We start from the raw sequence: 25,169 nt of genomic DNA, 5'->3' as shown, positions 1-25,169 counted from the left end.
TCGTAAATAGCGGAATAGTATATAAAAAGGGAAATTTGAGAGCTCAAATCAAAGGGAGCGACACATGAGAAAAATCATCTTCGCGGTTTCCGGGATGCTCATCGCGCTGGCGTTATCCGTAGCCGCGCACTCTTCGATAGGGATCAAGGGGCTCGATGAAGGATCGGGTTTCAAGGTCATGGTCAAAGGCAACGAAGGGTGGGTGGAGACGGGCAGCGTCTCCTGCGGCGTGGAATTCGAGGAGCAGACGCTGGATCTCGGCAGCCGGCTCCCTGACGTCGACGGCGAATACAAGGTGAGGATAAGCCATTCGGGCGCGGGCATGGCCCACCTGGACAACGTCAAGATTGCGGTCAGGGGCAAGCCGCTCAAGATCGAACGCGCCTTCGACGTGGATAGCCGGAAAAATCTCTACGGAAAGTTTGTCGATCGCGATCACGACGTCATAAACACACAGGGGAGGACCTTTGAAATCCTCTTCGAGGCGCCGGGCAAGAACGCCGGATCAGTTCGCCTCAGCATGGTGGGCCGTGAGGACGATCCTCATGCCGCCGGTGTCGGTCCCCAAGCCTTCCCCAGCGAGATCAATTCAGCGGAGGGCGAGTCGAACGTCTTCACGTACAGGCTCGGCGCGAACGAGGGCTCCATAGCGGTCGATGGCGTCATAACCCAGGACGACGGCCTCGGCGGCCCTGACTTCAAGATCTTCACAAAACCGGTCTCAGGACATCCGGACGGCTATACCTACGGCTACCTCAAGAACGACGACGAGTATCTCTACGGCACGGTCGACTTCACGTCGGACAACACTTCCGACGACAAACTGGATTCCGCCACGCTCCTCATCAAGACGCCCAACGGGTGGAAGAAATTCACGATCAAAGCGGATAGCGAGCATTGGGGCAAGCCGGGCTTCACCTACACCGACAAGGTTGCGTACCAGCACAGGGTCTACGAATTCAAGATACCTCTGGAGAAGCTGGGGCTCTCAGCCAAGCGCGGCGGCGATCTGGAGCTCATGTACGTGGCCTGCGGCACTTCCTTTTGCGGCAACCGCTGAAAAGAGGGGCGTCTATTTAAGCGACCTGCAGAGCGAGTCCAGAAAACGGGCGGCCTCGTCCATCTCCTCCATGAAGTATCGGGCGAAGCTGCCCGTCTTCTTTCCGATCCGAACCGTCACCCCGTGTCCGCCGATCGCCCTGAAGGCGTCCTCGTCGGTCGTGTCGTCGCCGAAATAGAACGGCAGCGCCCGCGGAGCGAGTTTGCGCCATATCCACATCGATGCCTTGCCCTTGTCCCAGAGGCCTGCCTGCCGGACCTCCAGGAGCTGCTTGCCCCTGGAGAGTTTCAGACCGAGTCTCCTGCAGTACGGCCGCGCGATCTGCGCGAATTTCCGGGACGCCTGCGCCTTTTTTTGCGGCGGCACCAGCCTGTAGTGGAAGGCCACCGAGTAGTCTTTTCTCTCGACGTACGCCTCCGGCGCCTCATCGAGTATCGACGCAGCCTCTTTGGCCAGGGCCGCCATTTTTTTCTTCAGTCCTCCTCCGACGCTCATGAGGAGTTTCCTCCCCAGACGCACTTCGTGCCCGTGGTCGGTCGATACGACGATGCCTCGGGATGGAATCCGCTTTCTGATGTCGTGATAAGGCCTGCCGGTGACGATGCCCACCGCTATGCGCCGATGGCGAGCCAGCGTCTCGAGGCGGGAACGCCATCGCCCGGGCAGCCGCGCGCTGTCCGGATGCCCCACGATCGGGGCGAGCGTGCCGTCGAAGTCGAAGAGCAGCAAGGCGCTGCCGGCCTTGATGCAGCGCTCCATGATCTCTTGCTCGTGTCTTCCGAATCTTCGCACAATCGACCTACGCTATCTTGGATAGCTCGGATATGAATTTGGCGGCCCATCGGTATATGTTGTACTCCGAGACGATGGAGCGGAGTTTTTCCATCTTGCCGCTGCGTTCCTCCTCGGTCATGGAGATCGCCTCGTGTATCGCGTCTGCGAACGCCTCGGTGTCGTAGGGATTGATGACGATGGCGCCTTTGTCCAGCTCGCGGGACGCGCCGGTGAAGCGCGAGAGCACGAGCGCGCCGTCGCCCCCGGAGCAGCTGGCGATGTACTCCTTGGCCACGAGGTTCATGCCGTCGTGGAGCGAGCTCACGATGCAGACCTTGGCCATGCGGTAGAACGCGAGTATCTCGGGGTACACCAATCCCCTGCGCAGCATGACTATTGGTTGCCAGTTTTCGGTGGAGTACTTCCAGTTGATCTCTTCGACCATGCGGTTGATCTCGTCGTTGAGCTGCTTGTACAGGTCGATGTGTATTCGCGAGAGCGATCCTATCTGCACGAAGAGGAACTTCTCGATCATCTCCGGGTGTTTTTCGAGATAGCGGTCGATGGCCTTGAGGCGCTCGGGTATGCCCTTCGTATAGTCGATTCGGTCGATGCCCAGCACCATCACCTCATACTTCAACGGCAGGAGGTCCATGATGTCGCTCACAGTCTCGTTGCCGGAGAAATCCTGTTGCGCGTCCTCATCGATCTGGCTGAAGTCCACGCTTATCGGGAAGGGCATCACTTTGGTGGACAGCCCCCCGTGGTGGAAGACGGTGGAGCTCTCCCTGTCCACGCGCGCTTCCAGCGTCAGGTCCACGGTGTTCATGAAGTTGTCGCAGTGCCACCGGATGTGGAACCCGAGCAGGTCGTTGCCCAGCATCCCTTCGATTATCTCCTGGCTCCAGGGGCAGATCCGGAATATCTCCGGGTTGGGCCAGGGGATGTGCCAGAACTGCGCGACCATCAGGTCCGGCCTGGCTTTCTTGAGCATCGCCGGCAGCAGCGCGAAGTGATAATCCTGCACCCAGACGAACGCCTTCCTGTCGCCGATCTCGTCCAGGACCACGTCTGCGAAGCGCTGGTTCACCTTCTTGTACATCTCCCAGTCGGGGAGGCTGAAGGTCGGCCTCGCGTATGCGACGTGACAGAGCGGCCATAAGGTTTCGTTGGCCAGTCCGTAGTAGTACCCCAGTTCTTCCTCCTTTGTGAGCCAGACCCGCCGCAGGGTGTAGAGCTCCTTGCCCGGCGGGACCTTTATCCTCCCCTTGTCGTCAACGACGCTCCTGTCGGCGTTGCCGCTGCCGTGCGCGACCCATATCCCCTGGGATGCGCGGAGCATGGGGTCGATGGCGGTCACGAGCCCGGAGGCGGGCCTGGAGACCGTAATCTTGCCCTCGCGCCAGCTGTGGATGTACGGCTCGCGGTTGGAGACCACGACGAAGAGGTTGTCGCCCACTTTCTCGGCAAGGGTTTGCCTCAGAGAATCCTTGTCCCACATAATGCCTCCTACATCCGCTACAGGTTCACAACGTCGGCGTCCGAGTAAAGCGAGAGGAACAGCAGCAGATATTCCGTCAGGTGTCGGGTGAGCAGGTGGTGCGACCTGACCTGTTCTCGTCCGTTATCGCCGAGCTGCTTGGCGAAATCAGGGTTGTTCAGCAGGTACTTGATGGAGTTCGATGCCCCCTCCACGCTGTGGCAGAGCATTCCCGAAAACCGGTGTTTTATCTGCAGCGGGATGCCGCCGACGGCGCTCGCCACTACCGGTTTGCCTTTCCACAGCGCTTCGGAGACCGTGAGCCCGAATCCCTCCTTGATCGATTTTTGCACCACGACGCTCGACGCGCGCTGGAGTGCGTTGATCTCCACGTTGCTGCCGGGGGGAATCAGGAGGACGTGTATGTCCTCGTCTCCGTCGGCCGACTTCATGACCTCGTTCAGGACGATCTCCGACTCCGGGTCGTCGGACGCAGTACCGCCGGCGAGGATGAGCTGGCAATCGACGGACTTTCGGACCATCCTGAATGCCTCGATCACGCCGACCGGATCCTTGAGGAAGTCGAACCTGCTCACCTGCGTGATTATCGGTTTGTCGCGTTTGATCCCGAAGCGGTGCAGGACCTCCTCGATCTCATTGCGTGTCAGCTCCCTGTTCTTGTCCGCGAGAGGGTCGATGGACGGCGAGATCAGTGCCTGCCTTATGGGGAGCACCTGGGAAAACTGGGGAGCGGAAAAGACGGAAGCGTCGTATTTGACTATGAAGCGGCGGAGGAACTCCCACACCTGAGGATTCGGGTTGGATACGTCCACATGGCAGCGCCATATCCACTTGTTACCCCTGGACTCCTTCTGCTGCACGAGCGCAATCGGCTGCGGATCGTGTATGAATACTATGTCCGCGTTGCAATCGATGGCGCGGTTGTTCGCTTCGCTTGTCTGCATGAATTCGTCGATCATGTCTTGAGACAGGCCCTCGGCGGCGCCATGGAGGGCGTTGTGAATGGTCTTGGTGACCCAGAAGAACTTGTCTCCGCCCTTTATGACGTCCCAGCGGGCGTCGATGCCCATCTCCAGAAGCAGAGGCATCATGCGGTTGAGTATCTCCGCGACGCCGCCGCCGACTGCAGTGGAATTGACCATCTGGACGGTCCTGCCGGAGAGCTTGGATGCGAGCATCCGCAGCTCTTCGATCACGTACCGCCCTACGATCGGCTCATATTCCGATAGCCCCGGCATATTCCCTTCCCGCCGACCTTACTGCGGCCGACCGATCAGTTGCAGCGAACGCTTGTGCACCAGCGTGATGATCTTCTCCCTCAGACCCTCCAGGGAGTGATCGTACGGGTTGAGCCTTGCTATGGCGCCGGCGAGTTCCTTTTCGCCCAGCTCGCCGGCGAGCCATCTGGAGAAGTCGTTCGCAGGCCTCTCGAAGCGCAGCCTGGACTCGAAGACGTGGTAATAGACCGATGTGAGCGTCACCTTCATGAGGCAGTCGCAGAATTCCTCAAGGGTGTAGGCCGCATGCTGCGTCTGGAATATGAAGCTCTGCGATTTCATGAAGTGGAACTCCAATCCTGGAGGCGGGGTTCGGGAGGCCGCCTGAGGATAGGCGCGAAGGTAATCCTCGATGACCTGCGCTATTTTGTCGCGCAGCTCGCGGATGGAGTTGAAATCGATGGTGTTTATGGCGGCGAGCTTCTCGCCCAGACGCTTCTCTCCCAGCTCTTCTATCACCCAGTAGGCGAAGTCGTTGGGCACGGTAGGCACCACGCGCTGATGTTGTTCAAGGAAGTGGTGGGTGTGGCGGTAGATCACCGAGCCGGGGACGCCCTTTATGTGGTCGAGGAGCTCCGGAATGGTGGAGGCCCTGAGCCCGGTGAGCTCGTTGAGAACAAGCCTGGACTGGAAATAGAACGGATTGTCGGCCCTTTTCTCCGCCATCTTCCCCCCTTGGATGTGAGACTAGGATAACGTGCACCGCAGGTCAAGGAGAGCGGGCTTGACCGGGCGCTTTCGCGGCGCTAGTTTCCTCCGCATGACGATATTGAGAGCTGTGCTCATCGCATTCTTGACGCTCGTTCCGGCTGTGGCGCTCGGCGGTTCGGACTCATCCATACCTTCTCTCGAGAGCTTCCGGATCAGGCCGATCACGGGCAACGATTTTCGCTCATTCGTGGAAGTCTTCTCCGAGATGCGCGGACCGCTTCGCTCTGAGATGATAAGGGACCGCAAGACCGACTTCGAGAACGCCGATCCTCTGAAATACGTGATGAAGATCAAGGGCGAGAAGGACGTGCAGAAGATGCTCAAGAAGCACGGCCTGGACTGGGATCAGTTCACGGAGCTCATGGGCAACGTGGTGCTCGCGTACTTCAGCATACAGCCGGAAAAGACAAAGGCCGGACTGGTGAGGCAGCTGGCCGACTACGGACTGGCCATGAACGAGGAGCAGATACCGGAGCAGTTCCGCGAGACGGTGAGGGATTTCATAAAGACCGACGAGGGGGCGGCGCTGGCCGCCATGGCGCTGGACTTCTTCCTGCAGGTTCCTGAACAGAATGTCGCACTGGTGAAGGAGAACAAGCGCACGCTCGACGCGGCATTCTACACGAAGTTCTGGAAGGACAAGATATAAGGAGGCGCATATGGAAAAGATCGGAAAGGTTCTGGCCTGCACGTTGGCGTTCGCCCTGATCATGTCTTTTGCAGCGTCGTCGGCGCTCGCCAAGAACGACAAGTCGAAGTCTAAATCTAAATCGGAGAAATCCCTCTCTCATGGGAGCGCCAAGTCGGACTCTTCGACCCCGCCCGGATGGTCGAAGGGCCAGAAGACCGGCTGGGGCGAGGGAAAGTATCCTCCCGGATGGTCGAAGTGGGACGACGGAAAAAAGACAAAGTGGCGCAGCGATCGGACCTTGGCCCTGGATGATATCGACGGGGTCTGCAGAAAACATGGCATAGGCGAAGAGGAACGCAGCAAGATCAGACAGGGTTTTGACGAGGCGATCGCCGGGGGTCTCATAATAGACGATGCGCGCAAAAAACTGGTCTCAGGGCTCGCCGACGAGAAACAGCGAAGGATCTTCATGGTGGACACCACCCAGTCGGTTCTGGAATATCTCAAATGAAGATGTAGGGCTTTCTCTCGATGCATCGGGCGGGCCAAGGGGTCCGCCTTTTTATTTATGTTTATCAAGTACTTAAGCCTAATCGCCACATGATCGGGAGCTCGCCAGGAGGGGGAAATTATCGTATAATTATGGTGGACTCTATCGATGAATGGAGGTGGCTTGTGAAGCCCATCAATCTCGCCGGCGCCATCGTCGCCGTGGTCTTTGTTTTGATCATGTTCGGATGCGGGAGCTCATCCGATCTGCTCGGCGCTTCGGATGATTCCGCTGATCAGGAGATGGCCGGCGTAGATGACAGCTCGCCGTCGGATGAGGCTGACGAATGGAGCCCGCCCGCCGATTCTCCGGACGGGTACGGGGCCATAGAGAAATTCAACGAGTTTTCGATGTCGTTCATGGCCACCATGGTCAAGAACCTGAATGAATCGATCAGCGGCCTCGGACTCTCCACGTCCAAGTCGTACTTCGGCAGTTTTAAAGATGTGAACTGCGGGTGCGAAGCCTCGGTCGAGGAGATCAGCTGCCAGTGCACGGATATGGTGGGCGGATCGTGCAGCGGGCTCCTCGTTCACTCCGATTCCAGCGAGGACACATTCCTGGGCATGATAAACTGCGCGGATTTCTACCTCGATGCCGACACGATCTTCGACGGCGTATTCAGCGGCAGGGTCTGGATCATACCGCTTGCCTTCGACTACATAGGCGACGGCTACGGAGGTTTCTTCGCGGGCAAGGAGGTCACGGGCGAAGGGAGTCAGTGCTCGATAGGGGATGATCTCTCGCAGTTCTGCAGCGTAGCGATCAGGGAGTGTGTGTCGTTCGACAAAATCGCTTCTATAGGCCTGGAGGTGGGAGACGAGGGTTTCTCCATCAGGGACGCTTGTGGCGACTTCGTCTTCGGTCCACAGACCGAGATCTTCGCCAACTTCTGCCTGATAAGCATGAACTCCTTCTACACCACGTTCAAGCTGTCCGGGGTGTTCAACGGAGAGCAGAGCTACGTCAGGAATAACATCGAGTGCAGCTTTTGAGTTTCGGCAACTTCCCGGCTCAACCAATCCTTCGCCTGGCTATGCGGATCAGAGCTGCTGCGAAGACCAGCGCTGTCACGCCCATGGGCGCCATGCGGGGCGCTCCTGATATCAGGTCGCATCCTCCGCTGGAGTGAATGCCGATGCCGGTCAGGGAGACCACCTGCGGGCTTCCTGTGGCGTTGTCATATACGTTGAGCGTCGCCGTGAAGATCCCCTTCTGTGTCGGATGGAAGGTAATCGCGCCGCTGCAGCTGCGGCTGGGTGCGATGGTGTCGCTCTCGCAGTCGTCCGTCCCGCTGAAATGCTCGGGGTTTTCTCCGCCCAGGGCTATGTCTGAAATCACGAGATTCTCGTCGCCCGTGTTCGTCAGGGTCAGCACCTGAGGAGCGGTCGACGTGTTGATCGCAACCTGGCCGAAGTCGATGAGGTTGGTGGAGAAGCTGGCCTGAGGTCCTGAGACGGTTATGCCTACGCCCGTGAGGTTGATGGTCTGGGGGCTGTCGGATGCGTCGTCGGTCACCAGGACCGTTCCCGTGAAGTTTCCGGTCGACGGCGGGGTGAAGGTAATGTTCAGGTTGCAGCCGGCGTCGGGTGCGAGCGGGGTTACGCAGTCGTGGGTCACTGCGAAGTCCGCGCTGGCGGTTATGGAGGTGATCGCGAGGTCCACGGTGCCTGTGCTCGTGAGCACGATGGTCTGGGCCGTGCTCGTGGTGCCGATCAGCTGGTTGCCGAATTCCAGCAGGTGCTTTGACAGGCTCGCGTCCGGCTGTCCCGCGGCTATGCCGGTGCCGGTGAGGGAGATCGTCTGGGGGCTGTCCGACGCGTCATCGGTTATCGTGACGCTGCCGTCATACTGCTGCTCGGCTGTCGGAGAGAATACGATGCTGAGATTGCAGCTGGCATCCTCCGCCAGAGTCTCCCCGCAGTCGTCGGTCACCGCGAAGCCATCGCTCGCTTCTATGGATGCGATCGTGAGGGCTTCATTTCCCGAGTTCAGCATGGTCACCTGATGCGCCGAACTGGACTTGTTCACCGTCTGGTCACCGAAATCGATGCTCGTCACAGAGAGCGTCACGGCAGGCTCCACGCCCGTGCCCTCTATGAGGACCGAGTCGATTATGTCGCTGCTGATCGAGATCAGCGAGAACGTCGTCGAGTAGTGGCTCCTGGCCTGCGGGCTGAAGACTATATCCACTGTGCAAGAATCGCCCGAGTTTTCCAGGACGGTGTTGGAGCAGAGGTCATTCTGGATGCTGAAGTTGGCGCTGTCCCCCAATTTGGTGCTGAAGATCAGCACCGGAATGCTCCCTGCGCCGCGGGTCGCGGTCAGTGTCTGCGTAGTCGAAGACTCGCCCACGCGCGTGTCCGGGCAATCGAGCGGGTCCGGGGTTATGGTGACAGTGGGGAAGAGCTGCGCATGGGCAGGGCCGGCGCACATGATGCAGAGGGCTGCGATAGCGATCATCGTGAAGGCCTTGTTCATCTTTTTCATATTATCTCCCCAATTTTTTGTTTTGAAGACAGTCCCATAACATATTGAAATTAAAGCTTCAAATGGATAATCGCCGGTCCGGCTGCCTTTCTTGCACTCCTTCGTCGTATAAAGCTTGCCATGTCAGAGTATGTTGAGCTATGCGTCTTGGCCGATCTCCTAAAAGGAAAGGATGAGAGCCATGTTCAGAGCATCGCCTGCCGGGTCCCTGCCTTCGTTTCGCATGACGAACTTCCTGACCGTGATCGATTCCCCTGCCGATGCCGCTTTCCTTCGCGCAAGCCCGCTCGTGACCCATGTGATCGAGACTGCCGATGATCTTCGTGGGCTCGATCATTCCGACGATGCATACCTCATGGCATGCACCGGCGTGCCTCGCGGCGAGGTGCCTGTGGTGCCTGTGGCGAAGCTCAAACATCCGCAGGCGCTCTCCCATGAACTCAAGGAACTCTTGCGCTCAGGCGCTGCCTTGGAGGCGGTGGAGGAGAGGATCAAGTTCCATCTCGAGACCTACGATCGTTTCGTCACTAAGATGACGCACATCTCCGATGAGTCGTGCTTGATGGAGTTGCAGGATGGGAAATACGCCTATGCCCTCGGCATCATGCAGTATTGCATGAACGAGAGGCTATTCGGCAATATTCGATCGCCGCTGATTCAGGTGCTCGGGTTGATGAGGTATTTTTCGGACATCGTGAAGAAGGCCCAACCTCAGGGTCATATCCCCGTCATGTCGAATCTCTTGAATGAACTTGCCGCGATCCTGGACGCGAAACTGGGCGAGGGTGCGAAGATCGAGCCTGCGCACGCGCTTGCAATAGCCGATCTCCAATCCATAGCCGTGAACAGGGGCGTCTATGCGATGCTCACGGCCGAGGGGGCGACCCCCTCCAGGGATGATGCGCTCAGGTCCGCTGCATACCTGTTCGATCTGATGAGGCGGTACGAGGTCGCGGGCGCGAAATCCAAGCAGGAGGAATTGAGGGCCATGTTCGAAATCGCGCCGCTCCGGGAATACGAGGGCCTCGGGCACGAGGGCGTGCTCAAGAGGCTCGATCAGGAAATCGCGATCTCGGCCGAGGACGCGCTCCGCGGATATTTCGACGCGAACAAGGACGTGGGTAGGAGCGTCTTCGCTCTGCTTGGATTCTGGAACGCGAGATATGCCGGCGCCTATCTCTACAGGCAGCATATCTACACAGGGTTGTCGAAGGCGCTCGCCGATCACCCTGAGGCGGCGTTCTTAGAGGATCGTGTGGCCAGGGATGCAGTTGTCGCAAAGGCGCTGGGCCTCGTCTGAAAAACCAACAAATCCAAAGACCATAATACGGAGCGGATATCGGATACGCTTCGCCTGCCGTATTTTTCTTGATCCTAGACAAAACGTCTAAGCAATTGTACTAACAATAAGTTTTTCAGAGAGGTGCGAGTGTATCAATTTTGACCGCGCTCATCCTCTCGGAACGGAGGGATCATGAAGGTGTCTGAGTTCATAAAGACCAACTATCTTCACTTCAACGCAGCTACGCTCCTGGACGCGGCGGAGGCCTACCGCGCGCATCTTTCCGCAGGCGGCAGGATGATGGTCACGCTCGCTGGGGCCATGAGCACGGCGGAGCTGGGGATATCGCTCGCCGAGATGATCCGGCAGGACAAAGTCCATGCGGTCTCGTGCACGGGCGCGAATCTTGAGGAAGACCTCTTCAATCTCATCGCGCACGAGCATTATAAGAGGGTTCCGCACTACAGGCATCTCACCCCGGCCGAGGAACTCGATCTCAGGAGACAGAAGCTGAACCGCGTCACCGACACCTGCATCCCGGAGGGCGAGGCCATAAGGAGGATCGAGGAGGCCCTCTATAAACAATGGGGCAAGGCGGAACCCTCCGGAGGGAGGAAGTTCCATTATGAGTTTATCTACGACTGCATCAGGAGCGGCGATCTCAAGAGGCACTATCAGATCGACCCGAAGAACAGCTGGGTCGTCGCGGCCTGCGAGAAGGATCTCCCGATCTGGACGCCCGGGTGGGAAGATTCGTCGGTGGGAAACATCTTCACGGCTGCGGTCAGAAACAAAATAATCAAGGACTCCAACCTCATAAAGAACGGGATCGACCAGATGAATTTCCTGGCCGACTGGTATCTGGACAACACCAAAAACCGCTCCATGGGTTTCTTCCAGATAGGCGGCGGCATAGCGGGCGACTTCCCCATCTGCGTCGTGCCCATGCTCAGGCAGGAACTGCAGACGGACGTGAAGCTCTGGGGGTATTTCTGTCAGATATCGGACAGCACGACTTCCTACGGCTCTTACAGCGGGGCGGTGCCGAACGAAAAGATAACCTGGGAGAAGTTGGGGGTGGACACGCCGCGGTTCATAATCGAGTCCGACGCGACGATCGTTGCGCCCCTCATGTTCGCCTATGTCCTCGGATGGTAGGACCTGTTTTTTCCGAGCTGCCGTGCGATTGGATCTACTATCAGCTTGCGGCAGACATGTGCCTTCGAAAAACCACCGGTGACGGAGAACCACCGGTGGTTTTAATTGGAGGTGAAGGTAATAGGCTGGAAAGTCGCTCTTTACAAAGGGCCTAAGTCATTATAGTTAGGGACAAATTTGTGAATCGGAGAAACAGGCGCCCTCAGCGGAGGGGTGGGAGAGTGGCCGATTCCAGCTGCCTGCTAAGCAGTTGCACCTTAACAGGTGCCGCGAGTTCGAATCTCGCCCCCTCCGCTGAGGGTTTTTTGCACTTAATCAGGACGGGATTCGCCTGGGCGCGGGTTCGACAATGCAGGAAATCTAATGAGTGACGAATCACGTCCATTCCGTCTTTTCCGCCCATCCCGATTCGATTGTAACCACCGGTAACGGAGCAAACGACTGGATTCCGCCGACGAATCACCGCGGCATCAGAGCGAACACACCCCAGCCCAGGTATTCACGCGTGTAAGCGGCGTAGCGCTCGGGTTCCGAGGTCAGTTTGGCTCGAACATCTTTCGCGAGCTCGTCGTCGGGATTGGCCTCAAGCCATCGGCGCATGGTGAGCCACTTGGCCGCCTCGTATCTGTCCCAACCGTCTTGGTCAGCCAGAACCATTTCAACTACGTCGTAGCCAAGGCGGCCGAAAGAGGCGAGAAGTTCCGGAAGCATGAGAAAGTCGGAGATCGAGCCCGCAAGACACCCCTTGGCAACGTCTTCCGTCGGCGGCAACTGCCGCCAGTGGGGCTCGCCGATGAGGATGATCCCTCCGATGTTGAGACTCCGCGCCAGAAGCTCGATAGTGCCGACGACTCCCCCGCCGATCCAAGTGGCACCGACACAGGCTGCAACGCCGACCTTCTCGTCAGAGACGTAGCCCGCAGCATCGCCATGGATGAACTTGACTCGATCGGCGACGCCGAGTTCTTCAGCGCGGAGTTTCGCTTGCTCGGTGAACAGCAGGCTCATGTCGATGCCAATGCCGATGACTCCGTGATCGCGCGCCCAGGTGCACAGCATCTCCCCCGAACCGCTGCCGAGGTCGAGCACTCGGGTCCCCGTTTCCAGACGCAGCGCCGCGCCTAGAGTGGCGAGTTTCTCGGGTGTGATCGGGTTATGGATGCGGTGAGCACTTTCGGTGATATTGAAGATCCGTGGAATGTCCACTCTCCGCCTCAGTCGTTCTAAACGAATCCGATTCTATTTTGCTTTTAACTATAGTGACTTAGGCTTTTTGTAAAGGGCAAATTTCCGGCCCATGCGCAACAACGCAATCCTAAATATCATTGGATTTATAAGGTAATAAATCCTAAAGATCGCATAATATGACCACGGTTATTTTTCATGGAGGCCGAATGATGAGACCTGAAATCTCCCTGAAGGTTGCACGGCGCGCGGCGATAGGTGCGGCGCTGGCGCTCCTATGGTTTTTCCCCTGCGCGGCGCTCGCCGGATCGGGGAAGACTGTCTCGGTCTTCTTCCTGCGCGAGACCGGCGCCACCGGGTTGCCCGAGGCGGTGGCGGTCTTGCGCACGATACCCGGCACAACGAGCGTGCTCAAGAACGCGCTGATCGCGTTGTTCAAGGGACCCACGGAAGAGGAGAGGCGCACGGGTCTTTCAGCGGCCTTTTCCCCCGAGTCCGTGGCAGACTATAATACGGAGTGTCAGAAGAAGCGGGACGCGAAGACGCTCAAACCGCTGGGTAGATATTTTATCGGCGCCACGATCGAACGCGACGGCACGGCGGTCATCGATTTTCAGCCGGACGCCATGTGCTATCTGGAAAATACTCCCGGGAACTCTTACCTCGTGATGGAGCCGATCGAAAAGACGGCGAAGCAGTTTCCCTCTGTGAAGGATGTGCAGTATTCGATCAGGGGAAAGAGGATCACCGGTTGGGACGCTTGAACTCACAGACGTCCCCTTTTCATAAAACCGGATGCAGGTAGAAGTCGAGGTCGCTGCCTGTGTTCAGCGTGACCCACGGCGCACTCGAAAGCGCGCGCTGCGGAAAGTCGCCGTAAGTGTACATCGTATAGGCCGCGATGCGCCTGCCGTCGATCTCTTTCGGCATGTCGTCCGTGAGACAGAAAAACCCCGGCGTCTTGACGTGCACGACATGGTCCTCGTCGTGGGCAACGTAGAGGAGCCGCCTGAGGACCTGTGACGCCTCGCGGTAACGCTCCTCTTCCATGCTGAGGTGATCGAACACTTCCGCTTTCAAGGCCAGCTGGCCTCTGAGCGATCCGAAGTGTATCACCTCGATGCCGGGCTTGCGGCGCTCTCCTTCGACGTCCCGCGAGATCATGTCGTAGATCCACGCGCGCTGTTTGGACGTTTTTTCCCAATAGGCTACCGGGAGCCTTTCCACGAAGTCCGCGCGTTGCAGGGTTTTCGCGGCAGCGTCGCTGATCGTGCTTACGGTTATAAGGTCGAACCCGTGGCGGCGCGCAAAATCCAGGATGTCGCGCGCGAAAACCCCTCCTGCTCCGCCGCGGACTCTCGAATGCATCTTGACGATATAGAGGATGGACCGGGCCGCCGAGATGTGCGCGAGGAGCTTGTCCTCCGCTCCGTGAAAAGCGAATCGTTCGACCAGGCTGTCGAGCTCCTGATCCAGCTCCGACGCGAACGCGCGCAGCTGCACCGTGCCCAGAGTGCCCAATATTCCGCTCTCCAGGTCGTACAGGCCCTTCTCGAAGGCGATCGGATACTCTTTGCAGGATGCGAAATAATCCCAGCTCGCCGTCTTCTGTTCTTTGCCTGAGGGTTTCAGTGTGTCGAACGGCTCTCCGTAGATGAGGCGGACGATGCGGTTCGGCTCGTCGACGAACACCTTCGGTTCTCCAAGCTGCGCAGCCGCATTGGACTTTGGGGAAAAGAGGGCGTGGCGAATGGGGGCAGGGGCCGAAGGGCGCAAGCCGGGCTGCGCTGCGGCGGATGCGGCCTGCGCAGCCTGCATGCCTGGGTCCGCTGGAGGTCGCACGTTTGCGGCAGCGGGCTGCATAAACGCCGGAATCGCAGCGCGAAAAGAGGTGAGCATACGAACTCATTATCGCTTTGCCCATGATATGGTTGCGTGGTTTTTCCCGCAGGCCGAACAGGTTGATTTTACTTGGAAAACACTGAAGGGACGGAGCGGGCGGTCCCATTGGCTTTTATTGCAATGCCGTGGATGGTGGAGTAGGTAGCGTTCAAAACAATTCTATGGACGCGGTGAAATCTAAACCCACTATTGATAGAGGCATCGCCTACGGCGTAGGGGCCTACCTGCTTTGGGGCTTCTTCCCGGTCTATTGGAAATTGCTGCGCGATGTCTCTGCGCTGCAGTTGCTGGGGCATCGCATCGGATGGTCCTTTCTCTTCCTCATCGCCATAATCCTGTTTACGAAACAGTGGAACGCCTTCCGCAAGAGGGCGCTTACGCTCAAAACTTTGAAGATATATCTCTTTGCCGCTGTGCTCATAGGAGTCAACTGGCTGACCTATGTCTGGGCCGTCAACGCCGGCTACATCGTCGAGACGAGCCTGGGCTACTTCATAAATCCGCTCCTCAGCGTGCTGCTGGGCGCGGTCTTCCTGCGCGAGCGGTTGCGCCGCGCGCAGTGGATCCCGGTAGGCTTGACCGTCGCCGGCGTGGGCTACCTCACATGGGTCTACGGCTCCATACCGTGGATCGCGCTCCTGCTGGCCGTGACTTTCGCCATGTACGGCCTCGTCAAAAAGATCGCGCCGCTCAGTTCGCTCTATGGGCTGACGCTGGAGACCGGCATCCTTTTCCTGCCCGCCCTGGGTTATCTCATTATGGCCGAAGGAAGCGGCACAGGCGCATTCCTGCATTCCGGAGGGATCTCCGACTCGCTGCTGATAGGGACGGGCGTGGTCACGACCATCCCGCTGCTCATGTTCGCCTCGGCCGCCAAGCGCATTCCGCTCATGATCGTGGGCATACTGCAGTACATTGCTCCGACGATGCAATTCCTGCTGGGCGTCATCGTCTACAAAGAGCAATTCGACATGAGCCGTCTTGCGGGCTTTGCCGTCGTGTGGTCGGCGCTCATAATATTCTGCGTGGAAAATTTCCTTCACCATCGTCAGCCGCTCCGCCCGTTGCCCGAACTGGGGGAGGGCTAGGGTCGTTGCCTGCGTTTTGATCATCTTGCCCAGACGAGCCAGACGAAGACGCTGGCGGCGGCGACCGCGGCCAGCGTGAAGGGCAGCCCTATCTTCACGAAATCCATGAACCTGATAGCATGCCCCTCTTTCCTGAGCATCCCGCACGCGACGATGTTCGCCGAGGCACCTATGGGGGTGATGTTGCCGCCGAGGCTAGCTCCGACGAGCAGGCCGAAGAGGAAAACCTCCGGCTGGATCGCAAGCCTATGGGACATGGGGATCGCCACGGGGAGCATGGCCGCGAGGAACGGCACGTTGTCTATGAACGCGGAGAGAGCGACCGACATTGCGACGATGAGCACGAAGCCGAAGAGCACGTTGTCGCCGATGAGGGAGGAAAGGTGTCCGGCGATTACGTCTATCCAGCCGGTCGCTGTGATGCCGCCCACCAGCACGAATATCCCCATGAGGAAGAATGTGGTGTCCCAGTCGAGGGACTTGATCCCTTCGATCATAGGGTTCTTGTTCGTTACGCGATCCCATGCGATCGAGACGATCGCGAAGGCCATGCAGATCAAACCCGCCATGTAGCTGAAGCCGGGATCAAAGAACGACGAGAGGGCCAGCGCGACGATCAGCGCGACGAGGACGATGGTCGGCACCCACGATTTCACCTTTTCGATCGGCACGATCGGGGCCTTGTCTTTGAATTTCCTGAACACGAAATAGAGGACGAAGAACGACGCCAGGGCGCCGATCTCCACTGCGAAGAAGATGCTCGGCCTGCCCTTGTAGAAGAAGAAATCGTCGAATGTCATCTTCGCGAATCCGCCGAGCAGCATGCTTGGCGGGTCGCCTATGAGAGTGGCCGCGCCTTGCAGGTTGGAGGAGATCGCGATGGCGATGATCATGTTGACCGGGTTGATCCTGATCTTTTTGGCGAGGGCCAGGGCTATCGGCGCCACGATGAGCACTGTGGCCACGTTCTCCACGAAAGCGGAGATGAAGCCGGTGAGGGCGCATATGAAGAGTATGGCCCATGCCGTGCTTTTCGCCTTTCCGACTATCAGCTCGGCGAGAAATGACGGGACGCGGCTCTCCATGAATATGTCGGCGATGATCAGCGTCCCGACGAATATGCCCATCACGTTCCAGTTGATCGCCGCGACCGCCTGGACAGGGCTTATCGCACCGACAAGGAGGAGAACGATCGCGCCCGCGACCGCGACTATGCTGCGGCGGTTCGGGAGAAATATGAACAGAACGTAGCAGGCGATGAATATGGCGAGGGCCATGTTCCCTGGGCTCATGTTGAAGGGAATTTCTTACGCATCGGGCGTTCGGTCAAGCCTCAAATTTAAAAAGAAAAACCCCGCAAGGATCGCTCCTTGTGGGGTCATTCAAACCCTTTGGGTTTTCTGCGCTTACTTCGTCGCAGGCGCGGTCGTCGTCGTCGTTGTCGGCGTCTTTGCTGTTGCCGTCGTCGTCGTCGTCGGTGTCGTCGCTGTTGCCGTCGTCTTCGTCTTCTCGATCTCCACCTTCAGGCAATCATCATAAGCCTTGCCGGTCAGGTTCTTCGCCTTGCAAACCTCCTCCGCCTTCTTGTCTGCGTCGGTCTTGATCGGGGCCTTCGCCGTCTCCTCCGCCATCACGGAGAAACCTACGAGAGCGATAGCCATTGCTATTGCGATACCAAGGATCTTTTTCATTGAATTCACCTCCTTTCGTCATTTGATGGGCGCATTGGTACAGCCGGACCATGAAGCGGATATGAGACGGACATTAAATTTTGTTCATATTAATCATCAGATTGGCCTTGATGGCAGTTTTAAATCGTTCTAAAGTCCGCCTTCCCTATGAAAGTCCTGATCGTGGAAGACGAGAAAAAGGTCCGAGCATTCATCGAGCAGGCGCTCGACCAGGCGGGCATGGTCGTCGACACTGTGGGGAGCGCCCAGGACATGCTCTCTGCGCTCGAAACCTCCTCGTACGACGTCATCGTGCTCGACAGGCTGCTCGATGGCGTTGATGCGCTGGAGGACGTGGGGAAGATCCGCGACCTGGCCCCGGACGTGAAGGTGCTCGTGCTCAGCGCGCTGGGCGACGTCGACGACAAGGTCAAGGGGCTCACCGAGGGCGCGGACGATTACATGGGCAAGCCGTTCAACGTCTCGGAGCTCACCGCGCGCATCCGGGCCCTCGTGAGGCGCAAGCACAAGCTCGGCGGTCCGGCCAAGGACACGATGATCGAATACGAGGACCTGAAGATAGACCTGGAGCGCCAGCGTGTGTTCAGGGGCGACGCGAGGGTCGATCTCACGAGGAAGGAGTTCCAGGTCCTCACGCTGCTCGCGCGCAGGCCGGGCGCCGTCTTCTCCAAGAGCGCGATACTCGATCAGGCCTGGGACATGAACCACTATCCCGAGAGCAACATCGTGGAGGTCACGATCGCGGGGCTGAGGGCCAAACTCGACCGCGGTCACAGACGGCTCATACAGAGCCGCCGCGGAGTGGGATACTGGCTCGGAGAGCGCTGACACCCTCATATGTTCACTTCGCTCCAGAACAGGATATTCGCGTACATGTTCACGCTCGTGGTGCTCTGCACCGTGGCCGGGATGTTCCTCACCGCCAGCCTCCTCTACAAGAGCCATCAGGATTCGGTGAAGCGCCAGCTCGAGGCCACGGGCACGAGCCTCACGAGCCTGGGCATTACCAAGTTCTCGGAGCTGGAGGATTTCTACGAGCTCAACACCTTCATCGACAACGCGCTCCAGATGGAGAAGGTCGACAGGATCGTGAGGATATTCGACGGGTCGCGCGATCTCATGTTCACTACGGTCGGGGCCGCCTACGACATGCTGCCGGCGCGCCTCGACAAAAATGTCGACAAGCCGTCGTTCTTCCTGCTCGAGGGCGAGCAGGAGCAGTACCAGACGCTCGTGATCCCGTACAAGGCGGGCAAGAAGCAGTTCTACATGCAGGTAGCGATGCCGCTCCCCAAGTACCACGAGATACTGGCGCTCTTCCTGGGCCCAGGGGCGGCGATGCTCCTCGTGCTCATGGCCGTGGCCTTCCTCGCCGCGCACAGGCTGTCGGCCAGGCTCGTGAAACCCATAGGCGCGATCGCCGAGCATCTCCAGGGCATGGACCCTGCGCGCATCGAAGACTGGAAACAGGTTCCTGAGATAGAGCGCGGCCAGTACCTGGGTCCGATCACCACCGGCATCAACCTCCTCATCAAAAGGACGAAGGCGTCGGTCCGGAAGCTGCGCGCCATATCCCGCTACATATCGCACGAGCTGCGCAACCCGCTGACGATACTGCAGGGCGAGGCCGAGATAGCGCTGGCGCGCGAAGGCGCGACAAAGGCGGAGTATGAACACGTTCTCAAGAGTTCGCTGGAAGAGATACACCGCATGTCCGAGATAGTGACCGCGGTGCTCAAGGTGGGGGAGGACGAGCGGATACTCAAGAGCTTCAAGCCGGTGACCTTCGATCTGGCGCGATGGCTGGAGGAGAACAGGGCCGCGTGGGAGTCCACGCTCAAGAGGCCGATCGAGGCGAAGCTGCCTCCCGTACCCGCCGAGGTGTCGCTGGACCCCAACCTGCTCTTTCGGATGATAGACAACCTCGTAAGAAACGTGCGCGACTACACGCCGCAGGGCGCAGCATGCAGGATGACGCTGGAGCTCTCGGGCGCCAAGGCTGTGCTCTCCATCTCGGACGACGGGCCCGGCATGCCGCAGCCGATACTGGATGCGCTTGCCAACCCTGACGGTCCGCTGGAGCCGTCGCACATCGGCCTTGGACTCTGCCGCAGGATCGCCGAGGTCTGCGGCCTGGGGCTCTCATTCGCCAACAGACCCGGGAGCGGCCTCGACGTCCGCATCGCGTTCTGAATTGCGCGGTGAATTCTTATCAATTGGCTGAATAATGGTATGTCAGCTTTATGTGTTATCTAACCTATCAACATCATTGGCTAATATGTATATATATGTATTCAAAATGAATTCATAAAACAGTATTTTTCCCACCCTCTTCCCTCTGCTCTATGAGATAATATCACTGGAGAGGAGCGCAGATGCAGCGTCCGGATATCCTCAAATACGAGAATTATCGGGGTTACTTGAGGGACTGGTATGCCTGGATGAAGGAGAGCAAGCCGGGCTTTTCCTACAGGGCTTTCTCCAACTGGGTGGGATTTTCCTCTCCGAACCAGCTGCAGCTTGTCATTCAGGGCAAACGCAATGTCACGCGCGATACGCTGCCGCTTTTTTCGAAGGTGCTTAAGCTCAAGCGCCGCGAGGCCCGTTATTTCGAGCTGCTGGTCGGCTTAAACCAGGCGGCCACTCCGGAGGCGAAGGCGGCATGCGTCGAGGAAATTTCGAGGTACTTCAAAAAATACGGTGACGCGATCAAGCATAGCCAGATCGAGTATCTCATGAAGTGGTACTATGCTGTGGTGCGCGAGATGGTGACGACGAAAGGATTCAATCCGGAGCGGCATGCGTTGGCGAAGAGGATCGGCCATGGAGTGACGCCCCGCGATATCGACGATGCGCTGGCAAAGCTGACGGAGCTTGGGATGTTGCTCAAGGACGCGAAGGGAAAGCTCAGGCAGGCGCAGGCGGTCCTCACCACCGGCTCCGAGACCAGCGAGGCCGCATCGTATTTCTATCACGGTCAGATGATCTCCCTTGCGGAGAAGGCGCTGCGCGAGCAGATGCCTGATGAGAGAAACTTTTCTGCGATAACGCTCGCGTGCAGGAAAGAGGACGTGCCCGAGATAGCCCAGATGCTCAACGACTGTCGCAGGCAGGTGTTGGGCTATCTATCGGAACGCGGAAGCGTCGAGGATGACGATGTGTATCAGCTCAATCTCCAGCTCTTCCGCGTAACACAGAAGAGGTGACATATGAAGACCGTATTCAGGCTGATTTTTGCGCTCATGATAGCCGTGACGATGGCGGGCTGCGGCAGCGCCACAGAGGTCGGCAATCCTACCGGCGAGGTCCCGCGCACCATCGTGGGCCAAATCGACGCGACGACCATTCCGGAGTACTCCCTCTCTGCAGAGAACGCCGTGGATATGTCGGGACTTATCGTGCTCGCGATCTCGGATGACGGCTATGAAGCGGAATCGCTCGTGGGCAGCGACGGCGCTTTTTCGCTGCAGCTCTACGTCGGCAAGACCTACTCGCTGGAGTTGATGCGCAGCGTGTTCAATATAGCCTATTTCAGCTTCGAGCAGGACGACCAGGGGGGCAGGGCCAACAGCCTCTATGTGTCCCAGTCCGGTTCCGAGGTGGACTTGGGTATTTGTGAATACCGAAACGGCGAGATATTCCCTGAGAACGAGCCCCGCAGGCAGATGAGCGGCCAGGGAAACGGGTCCGGCTCCTGATCCCAGCGGCAATATCCCCCAGCGCAGTCTGTTTACTACCCATCATGTATTCATATTGAATGCGGTTTTGTAAGCAAGTCCGTGCCTCTGTCTTACGGATCAACGATAATTATAGGTGGGGAAAGGGATGTGTTGCGGGCAAAAAAGAAAGAGGGGTGGGTTATGAAAAAGACAGCGATAATGGCGTTTGCGGCAGCGGCGATGTTGTTCTTGGTCGGTTGCGGCAGCTCATCGTCCACTGCCGATACCTCTGATGACGGGCGCCTCATCACCGGTGAGATTTCTACCGATGCCTCCGCCATGCTCGTCAAGGCCGAGGACGCATCGGGGTGCGTGGGGGAGATCTGCGGAATCGTCGCATACGGTTCCGACGGCAGCGAGGTGCAGGGCGAGATCGACCCTGAGACCTACCGTTGGCGCATCCGGGTGCGCGCGGGCAACTGGATGTTCGGATTCCTCGACGGAAGCGGACAAAGGCTCGGGTATCTTACGATGAACGGCATGACGGCCGTCACGATTGAGGAAGGCGATGATATCGACGTCGGGCAGTTCCGCCATCGCAACGGCCGGATCGAGCAGCTCGATGACGTGGCTGAGCTTGGGCAGAACGGCGTCCATTCGTACTATCATCAGGACGCCGACCGCGACGGCATCCCTGCTGACTTCGACGACGACGAGGCCGCCATGGATACGAATCTCTTCGGCGTGCTCTTCGTGAGGCCGTACGACGGTCAGCCGCACGTGGCTCCGTGCAGGCCGGTCAAGGTCGTGTTCACGAAGCCGATCGACGATGCGAGCGTGAGTTCCGACACGATGGTCGTGAAACAGGCGGACGGCACTGCGATCGAAGGCGTTCTCTCGGTATGGGAAGACGCGGAGTATCAGGAGTATGAGGTCACGTTCGCGCCGAGCGGCGGTTTCCCGATGGGCGAGACGATCTCGCTCTTGGTCGTTTCAGGGGAGGGCGGCGTGATATCGGAAGAGGGCGAGGCGCTTGCCCAGGATGTGGAGACGTCTTTCACGGTGCGCGATTGGGGCAGCACGAGCGACGCATGCCACGAGTCGGACGGGGAAATGCAGCAGCTCAGGGAACAGGAGCGGGAGCAGGAAAGGATAGGTCAGCAATAGGCATCGTAGACCTCCTGCCTCACTTGTCCTTGCACCGGGCTCGATCCGGTTATAGATCATATGTTGAATGCGCTCCTCGATAATCATCGACAACAAGGCGGCGAGGGAAGCGAAGGCGGGCGAGCTCTGGTTCCCCGCGGCCTCGGTCGTGGGCAGGAGGCCAAAGCTCCCCGGCATCGCAAGGCTCCTCGACAGGCGCCGGAGGTTCGTGGCGCTGGCGTTCCTCTCCCCCGACTCGCCGCATTATCTGCGCGTGATCTCGCTTCAGGATTCGACGGTGGACTTCGCATTCTGGAGGGAGAGGTTCGAGCGCGCCCTGGCCCGCAGGAAGAGACTCTTCGACGTCACGGACGCCTATCGCGTCCTCTTCGGCGAGAGCGACGGTATCCCCTCCGTGATCGTGGATCGCTATGCGGACGTGGTCTCGTTTGAGATCGGATGTTCGGGCGCCCTCTCCATAAGAAAGGAGATCATAAAGATCATCGAGGAGCTGCTCTCGCCGCGCGCGATCGTCGAGAACTCGGATGCCGTCGTCAAGGGCGAGGAGGCGCGCACGGTCGTGCGCGAAGGAGATCAGCGCTTCGAGGTCGATGCGCTCTCGGGACAAAAGACCGGCGCATATCTCGACTATCGCCCGATGAGGTTCGCAGCGCGCGATCTTGCTCGCGGCGATTGCCTGGACGCGTTCTGTTACCAGGGCTGGTTTTCCTGCCACATTGCGGGCTTCGCCAAGAGCGTTATTGCGGTGGACAGCTCGCAGCCGGCGCTCGACGCAGCCGCAAAGAACGCCGCTATGAACGGGCATAACAATATCGAGTTGGTGCGCGCGGACGCGTTCGAGTATCTCAAGGGCTGCAAGCGGAAGTTCGACTTCATACACCTTGATCCGCCGGCGATGGCAAAACGCAGGCAGGATATCGCGGCCGCGATCCGCAAATATGAGAAGGCCGTCTCCGACTCGCTGACGGCGCTCAAACCGAACGGCATACTCATGATCAGCGCCTGTTCGCAGAAGATCACGCAGAGGATGATCGAACAGGTATTTGAGTCGGCATCAAAGGGCTCCGGCCGGCCGCACGAAATCGTGTGGCAGGGGATCCAGGATATAGATCACCCGACCCTTCGCGGACATTCGGAGTCCCTCTATCTCAAGGCGGGCGCTGCCCGGTTTGCCTGAAATTCCGGCTAAATCGCTGTATCTCAAAGAGAAATGTCGAAAAATCCCCTTTGGCCATAATTCTCAAAAAAGTTGTGGATAACTAAGCACTTACTGTGCTAGGCGTCGCATAATTTCAGGAGGGCATCATGTCCAGCAAGATTGTGAACAATTCCGGCACATTCGCAACAGCGCTTTACAATTTCTGCATCCAGCCGACGGTCGGTCTTGATCCGATCGGGTTCAAGAGCGGAAGGGTGTTGTTCGGCCCAACCTCAGTGACGTTCGGCGCCAAAAAAACCCTCGCTGCTTTGGAGGGATCGCCAAGGAGCGTCTTCTTCGCTGAGGAGCCCGATACTCTCAGGTGGATAATCGACGGCGAGTCGCTCATCTCCAGGGAGAAATCGGAGAGGGGCCTGTTCAGGGAGATCCACAGGATCGAGGGGCTGCTCAACAGCAATCCCCGCGACATATTTGAGGCGGCAGGGCCGAAGTCGCTCGGGCTTGAGCAGTTCAGACCCGGTTTTCCTGCGAGGTTGGATGCTTATTCCGCAATATGCCTGCGCGATATCATTCGCGGAAGCAGACCCGATTCCGCGGCAGGGACGAAAGGCGCAGCCGAACTTGCGGCCGACGTCACCTTCGCAGCGACGCAACCCGAGGGCACTACCTTCGATCGCGCCGAGATCATGCTCATGGCCGGGGCGCTCTTCGCTTCGCTGGGGGACATGTTCGCGGAGAGTGCGGTCAATGCCTTCGTGGATGCCTTCATATACTTCATCGGAAAAGAGAGGGACAATGCCGCGCTGATCGCGGCCGACCTCGCTGCGCACAAGGCGGGGGGATTCCAGCCCAATTTCAAGGGTAAGACCCTGGGCAGGATGATCGCCATCTCCTCCAGAAATGCCGCCCAGGGATACGCCTCCACTGATCCGGTGGGGACGATGATCGCCCGACACAGGGGGATTTCGGCCGCGCTTGCGACCGGCTCCTGGGACGATGCCGGCACTCTCTTCAGGCTCGATGCGGATGCCTCGACCGGCCTCGACAGGGCACATGGTCTCATCAGGTCCGCCTGGGCGTTTACGCGTTGGGAGATGGCCGAAGGCGCCAACGAGCGTTGGCCGCAGATAGCGTGGCTGCTCAAGACCGCAGGATCGATGATGGAGGATATTCCCGAAAAGACAGAGGAGGGAAGGGAGATGTCCGCGCTCGGGAATATCGCCGCTTCCTGGGTGACCGATTGAGAGAAGGCCCTATCCGATCAGCCAGACGAATCTCTGCATTATCGAAGTCAATGCCGGACCGTCCACATCGGTCTTGAAGTAGGAATCGGGTTTGTAAGTATCCCTCAGGTGTATCATCAGATTGTTTATCATTCCGACTATCCTGGTCGATCTATCCGCCTCTATCGTGTCGATATCCTTTATCCAGGCCAGCACCTTCAATACGTCGGTGTTCTGCACGCCCTGAGTGACCCTCTGGTCCCAGTCAATGACCACGTCCTTGTTGACGATCTCCCTGAAGAGGGAGTTGAAGCGGCCCTGCGCCTTTGCCTCCGATATCTGCGTCCAGGGGGTGTTGGTCTGCGATGGGGCCGACGTTTCGTAGGATTTGATCCACTCGTTCAACACCCTCTCCAGCGGGCCCCTGCGTTCTTCCTTTGCGACCTCGGATATCGCGTTCCATCTTCCGCTCTCGACGAGCCAGAGCACGAAGCGGTCCACCCGCTCCGCGTCGTTGCCCAGCAATCCCGCCAGCCGTGATTCATAGAAAGAGGATCTCGCTTCGGTTTCATGGGCGACAGGCGCATCTTCGATGCCGTCCCATTCTTCTATCACGATTACCGCTGGAGGTTCCGGATCGACTAGATTTTCGGCGATCAAA

25 protein-coding genes and 1 tRNA gene are annotated in these 25,169 nt (G+C 58.5%); 16 read left to right on the top strand and 10 right to left on the bottom strand.

What is annotated here, in order from left to right; translation table 11 throughout:
* Positions 1-64 precede the first annotated feature (64 nt).
* Positions 65-1,060 (top strand): hypothetical protein, encoded by a 996-nt coding sequence (locus WC683_11645; GenBank protein ID MFA4973259.1) that lies wholly within the window; start codon positions 65-67, stop codon positions 1,058-1,060.
* 12 nt (positions 1,061-1,072) lie between these two features.
* Here WC683_11645 and otsB read toward each other — a convergent pair whose 3' ends face one another.
* The 4 genes from otsB to WC683_11625 are packed head-to-tail and all read right to left on the bottom strand — an operon-like array spanning position 1,073 to position 5,278.
* Positions 1,073-1,852 carry a trehalose-phosphatase gene (otsB, locus tag WC683_11640; GenBank protein MFA4973258.1) on the bottom strand — a complete coding sequence of 260 codons (780 nt, stop codon included), beginning with the start codon at positions 1,850-1,852 and terminating at the stop codon, positions 1,073-1,075.
* A gap of 7 nt (positions 1,853-1,859) precedes the next feature.
* Entirely contained in the window at positions 1,860-3,335 is a 1,476-nt protein-coding gene (locus tag WC683_11635; GenBank protein MFA4973257.1) for a trehalose-6-phosphate synthase, read from the bottom strand.
* A gap of 17 nt (positions 3,336-3,352) precedes the next feature.
* The gene (locus tag WC683_11630) at positions 3,353-4,573 is read right to left on the bottom strand and encodes a glycosyltransferase (protein ID MFA4973256.1); all 1,221 of its coding nucleotides are present in this window, start codon (positions 4,571-4,573) and stop codon (positions 3,353-3,355) included.
* Positions 4,574-4,591: 18 nt separating this feature from the next.
* A complete protein-coding gene (locus WC683_11625; protein MFA4973255.1) occupies positions 4,592-5,278 on the bottom strand; it encodes a DUF5752 family protein in 687 nt (228 codons plus the stop codon).
* Between the two features lie 94 nt (positions 5,279-5,372).
* On the opposite strand from WC683_11625, the gene WC683_11620 reads away from it, so the two are divergent.
* The 3 genes from WC683_11620 to WC683_11610 all read left to right on the top strand — a co-directional run bounded on the left by WC683_11620 (position 5,373) and on the right by WC683_11610 (position 7,499).
* Positions 5,373-5,972 carry a hypothetical protein gene (locus WC683_11620; protein ID MFA4973254.1) on the top strand — a complete coding sequence of 200 codons (600 nt, stop codon included), beginning with the start codon at positions 5,373-5,375 and terminating at the stop codon, positions 5,970-5,972.
* Between the two features lie 10 nt (positions 5,973-5,982).
* Positions 5,983-6,465: a hypothetical protein gene (locus WC683_11615; GenBank protein ID MFA4973253.1), complete on the top strand. Its 483-nt coding sequence runs from the start codon at positions 5,983-5,985 to the stop codon at positions 6,463-6,465.
* 164 nt (positions 6,466-6,629) lie between these two features.
* Positions 6,630-7,499 carry a hypothetical protein gene (locus tag WC683_11610; protein MFA4973252.1) on the top strand — a complete coding sequence of 290 codons (870 nt, stop codon included), beginning with the start codon at positions 6,630-6,632 and terminating at the stop codon, positions 7,497-7,499.
* Between the two features lie 19 nt (positions 7,500-7,518).
* Here the strand turns inward: WC683_11610 and WC683_11605 are convergent, their stop codons facing one another.
* Positions 7,519-8,994, bottom strand: a complete 1,476-nt coding sequence (locus WC683_11605; GenBank protein MFA4973251.1) for a choice-of-anchor D domain-containing protein — start codon at positions 8,992-8,994, stop codon at positions 7,519-7,521.
* A gap of 181 nt (positions 8,995-9,175) precedes the next feature.
* Here WC683_11605 and WC683_11600 point away from each other — a divergent pair, with 181 nt between their 5' ends.
* The 3 genes from WC683_11600 to WC683_11590 all read left to right on the top strand — a co-directional run bounded on the left by WC683_11600 (position 9,176) and on the right by WC683_11590 (position 11,728).
* Positions 9,176-10,294 (top strand): hypothetical protein, encoded by a 1,119-nt coding sequence (locus tag WC683_11600; protein ID MFA4973250.1) that lies wholly within the window; start codon positions 9,176-9,178, stop codon positions 10,292-10,294.
* Between the two features lie 174 nt (positions 10,295-10,468).
* Positions 10,469-11,434 carry a deoxyhypusine synthase family protein gene (locus WC683_11595; GenBank protein MFA4973249.1) on the top strand — a complete coding sequence of 322 codons (966 nt, stop codon included), beginning with the start codon at positions 10,469-10,471 and terminating at the stop codon, positions 11,432-11,434.
* Between the two features lie 207 nt (positions 11,435-11,641).
* Positions 11,642-11,728, top strand: a tRNA-Ser gene (locus WC683_11590).
* A gap of 165 nt (positions 11,729-11,893) precedes the next feature.
* Here the strand turns inward: WC683_11590 and WC683_11585 are convergent.
* The gene (locus tag WC683_11585; GenBank protein ID MFA4973248.1) at positions 11,894-12,640 is read right to left on the bottom strand and encodes a methyltransferase domain-containing protein; all 747 of its coding nucleotides are present in this window, start codon (positions 12,638-12,640) and stop codon (positions 11,894-11,896) included.
* Between the two features lie 191 nt (positions 12,641-12,831).
* Here WC683_11585 and WC683_11580 point away from each other — a divergent pair, with 191 nt between their 5' ends.
* On the top strand, positions 12,832-13,383 hold the full coding sequence (locus tag WC683_11580) for a GerMN domain-containing protein (GenBank protein ID MFA4973247.1): 552 nt from the start codon (positions 12,832-12,834) through the stop codon (positions 13,381-13,383).
* A 19-nt stretch (positions 13,384-13,402) separates the two neighbouring features.
* Here WC683_11580 and WC683_11575 read toward each other — a convergent pair whose 3' ends face one another.
* Entirely contained in the window at positions 13,403-14,461 is a 1,059-nt protein-coding gene (locus WC683_11575) for a hypothetical protein (protein MFA4973246.1), read from the bottom strand.
* Between the two features lie 221 nt (positions 14,462-14,682).
* Between WC683_11575 and rarD the strand changes: the two genes are divergently transcribed.
* Entirely contained in the window at positions 14,683-15,609 is a 927-nt protein-coding gene (rarD, locus tag WC683_11570) for an EamA family transporter RarD (GenBank protein ID MFA4973245.1), read from the top strand.
* A 20-nt stretch (positions 15,610-15,629) separates the two neighbouring features.
* Here the strand turns inward: rarD and WC683_11565 are convergent, their stop codons facing one another.
* On the bottom strand, positions 15,630-16,901 hold the full coding sequence (locus WC683_11565) for an SLC13 family permease (GenBank protein MFA4973244.1): 1,272 nt from the start codon (positions 16,899-16,901) through the stop codon (positions 15,630-15,632).
* 114 nt (positions 16,902-17,015) lie between these two features.
* Entirely contained in the window at positions 17,016-17,300 is a 285-nt protein-coding gene (locus tag WC683_11560) for a hypothetical protein (protein ID MFA4973243.1), read from the bottom strand.
* 147 nt (positions 17,301-17,447) lie between these two features.
* Here WC683_11560 and WC683_11555 point away from each other — a divergent pair, with 147 nt between their 5' ends.
* The 7 genes from WC683_11555 to WC683_11525 all read left to right on the top strand — a co-directional run bounded on the left by WC683_11555 (position 17,448) and on the right by WC683_11525 (position 24,529).
* Complete coding sequence (locus tag WC683_11555; protein MFA4973242.1) at positions 17,448-18,128, top strand: response regulator transcription factor; 681 nt, start codon at positions 17,448-17,450, stop codon at positions 18,126-18,128.
* A gap of 9 nt (positions 18,129-18,137) precedes the next feature.
* Positions 18,138-19,493, top strand: coding sequence for a HAMP domain-containing sensor histidine kinase (locus WC683_11550; protein ID MFA4973241.1), 1,356 nt, complete (start codon positions 18,138-18,140; stop codon positions 19,491-19,493).
* A 182-nt stretch (positions 19,494-19,675) separates the two neighbouring features.
* Positions 19,676-20,506, top strand: a complete 831-nt coding sequence (locus tag WC683_11545) for a TIGR02147 family protein (GenBank protein ID MFA4973240.1) — start codon at positions 19,676-19,678, stop codon at positions 20,504-20,506.
* 3 nt (positions 20,507-20,509) lie between these two features.
* The gene (locus WC683_11540; protein ID MFA4973239.1) at positions 20,510-20,998 is read left to right on the top strand and encodes a hypothetical protein; all 489 of its coding nucleotides are present in this window, start codon (positions 20,510-20,512) and stop codon (positions 20,996-20,998) included.
* A 162-nt stretch (positions 20,999-21,160) separates the two neighbouring features.
* The gene (locus WC683_11535) at positions 21,161-22,126 is read left to right on the top strand and encodes an Ig-like domain-containing protein (GenBank protein ID MFA4973238.1); all 966 of its coding nucleotides are present in this window, start codon (positions 21,161-21,163) and stop codon (positions 22,124-22,126) included.
* A gap of 67 nt (positions 22,127-22,193) precedes the next feature.
* Entirely contained in the window at positions 22,194-23,303 is a 1,110-nt protein-coding gene (locus WC683_11530) for a class I SAM-dependent methyltransferase (GenBank protein ID MFA4973237.1), read from the top strand.
* A 128-nt stretch (positions 23,304-23,431) separates the two neighbouring features.
* Entirely contained in the window at positions 23,432-24,529 is a 1,098-nt protein-coding gene (locus WC683_11525; GenBank protein MFA4973236.1) for a hypothetical protein, read from the top strand.
* A gap of 9 nt (positions 24,530-24,538) precedes the next feature.
* Here the strand turns inward: WC683_11525 and WC683_11520 are convergent.
* Positions 24,539-25,169 (bottom strand): hypothetical protein (locus WC683_11520; GenBank protein ID MFA4973235.1); only part of this gene is annotated, 631 nt, incomplete at its 5' end.

The sequence above is a fragment of the bacterium genome (assembly GCA_041648665.1).
Taxonomy (GTDB): Bacteria; UBA10199; UBA10199; order 2-02-FULL-44-16; family JAAZCA01; genus JAFGMW01.
Note: the sequence above shows the minus strand (reverse complement) of the source record. Positions and strands in the feature narration are given on the sequence as shown.

What these genes read in the sequence shown, in the direction of transcription:
- WC683_11645 (MFA4973259.1), top strand. Translation starts at nt 65, where the DNA reads ATGAGAAAAATCATCTTCGCGGTTTCCGGGATGCTCATCGCGCTGGCG.
- WC683_11540 (MFA4973239.1), top strand. Translation starts at nt 20,510, where the DNA reads ATGAAGACCGTATTCAGGCTGATTTTTGCGCTCATGATAGCCGTGACG.
- WC683_11555 (MFA4973242.1), top strand. Translation starts at nt 17,448, where the DNA reads ATGAAAGTCCTGATCGTGGAAGACGAGAAAAAGGTCCGAGCATTCATC.
- WC683_11565 (MFA4973244.1), bottom strand. Translation starts at nt 16,901, where the DNA reads ATGAGCCCAGGGAACATGGCCCTCGCCATATTCATCGCCTGCTACGTT.
- WC683_11535 (MFA4973238.1), top strand. Translation starts at nt 21,161, where the DNA reads ATGAAAAAGACAGCGATAATGGCGTTTGCGGCAGCGGCGATGTTGTTC.
- WC683_11620 (MFA4973254.1), top strand. Translation starts at nt 5,373, where the DNA reads ATGACGATATTGAGAGCTGTGCTCATCGCATTCTTGACGCTCGTTCCG.
- WC683_11525 (MFA4973236.1), top strand. Translation starts at nt 23,432, where the DNA reads ATGTCCAGCAAGATTGTGAACAATTCCGGCACATTCGCAACAGCGCTT.
- WC683_11560 (MFA4973243.1), bottom strand. Translation starts at nt 17,300, where the DNA reads ATGAAAAAGATCCTTGGTATCGCAATAGCAATGGCTATCGCTCTCGTA.
- WC683_11635 (MFA4973257.1), bottom strand. Translation starts at nt 3,335, where the DNA reads ATGTGGGACAAGGATTCTCTGAGGCAAACCCTTGCCGAGAAAGTGGGC.
- WC683_11615 (MFA4973253.1), top strand. Translation starts at nt 5,983, where the DNA reads ATGGAAAAGATCGGAAAGGTTCTGGCCTGCACGTTGGCGTTCGCCCTG.
- rarD (MFA4973245.1), top strand. Translation starts at nt 14,683, where the DNA reads ATGGACGCGGTGAAATCTAAACCCACTATTGATAGAGGCATCGCCTAC.
- WC683_11580 (MFA4973247.1), top strand. Translation starts at nt 12,832, where the DNA reads ATGAGACCTGAAATCTCCCTGAAGGTTGCACGGCGCGCGGCGATAGGT.
- WC683_11545 (MFA4973240.1), top strand. Translation starts at nt 19,676, where the DNA reads ATGCAGCGTCCGGATATCCTCAAATACGAGAATTATCGGGGTTACTTG.
- WC683_11530 (MFA4973237.1), top strand. Translation starts at nt 22,194, where the DNA reads ATGCGCTCCTCGATAATCATCGACAACAAGGCGGCGAGGGAAGCGAAG.
- WC683_11625 (MFA4973255.1), bottom strand. Translation starts at nt 5,278, where the DNA reads ATGGCGGAGAAAAGGGCCGACAATCCGTTCTATTTCCAGTCCAGGCTT.
- WC683_11600 (MFA4973250.1), top strand. Translation starts at nt 9,176, where the DNA reads ATGTTCAGAGCATCGCCTGCCGGGTCCCTGCCTTCGTTTCGCATGACG.
- WC683_11605 (MFA4973251.1), bottom strand. Translation starts at nt 8,994, where the DNA reads ATGAAAAAGATGAACAAGGCCTTCACGATGATCGCTATCGCAGCCCTC.
- WC683_11595 (MFA4973249.1), top strand. Translation starts at nt 10,469, where the DNA reads ATGAAGGTGTCTGAGTTCATAAAGACCAACTATCTTCACTTCAACGCA.
- WC683_11550 (MFA4973241.1), top strand. Translation starts at nt 18,138, where the DNA reads ATGTTCACTTCGCTCCAGAACAGGATATTCGCGTACATGTTCACGCTC.
- WC683_11630 (MFA4973256.1), bottom strand. Translation starts at nt 4,573, where the DNA reads ATGCCGGGGCTATCGGAATATGAGCCGATCGTAGGGCGGTACGTGATC.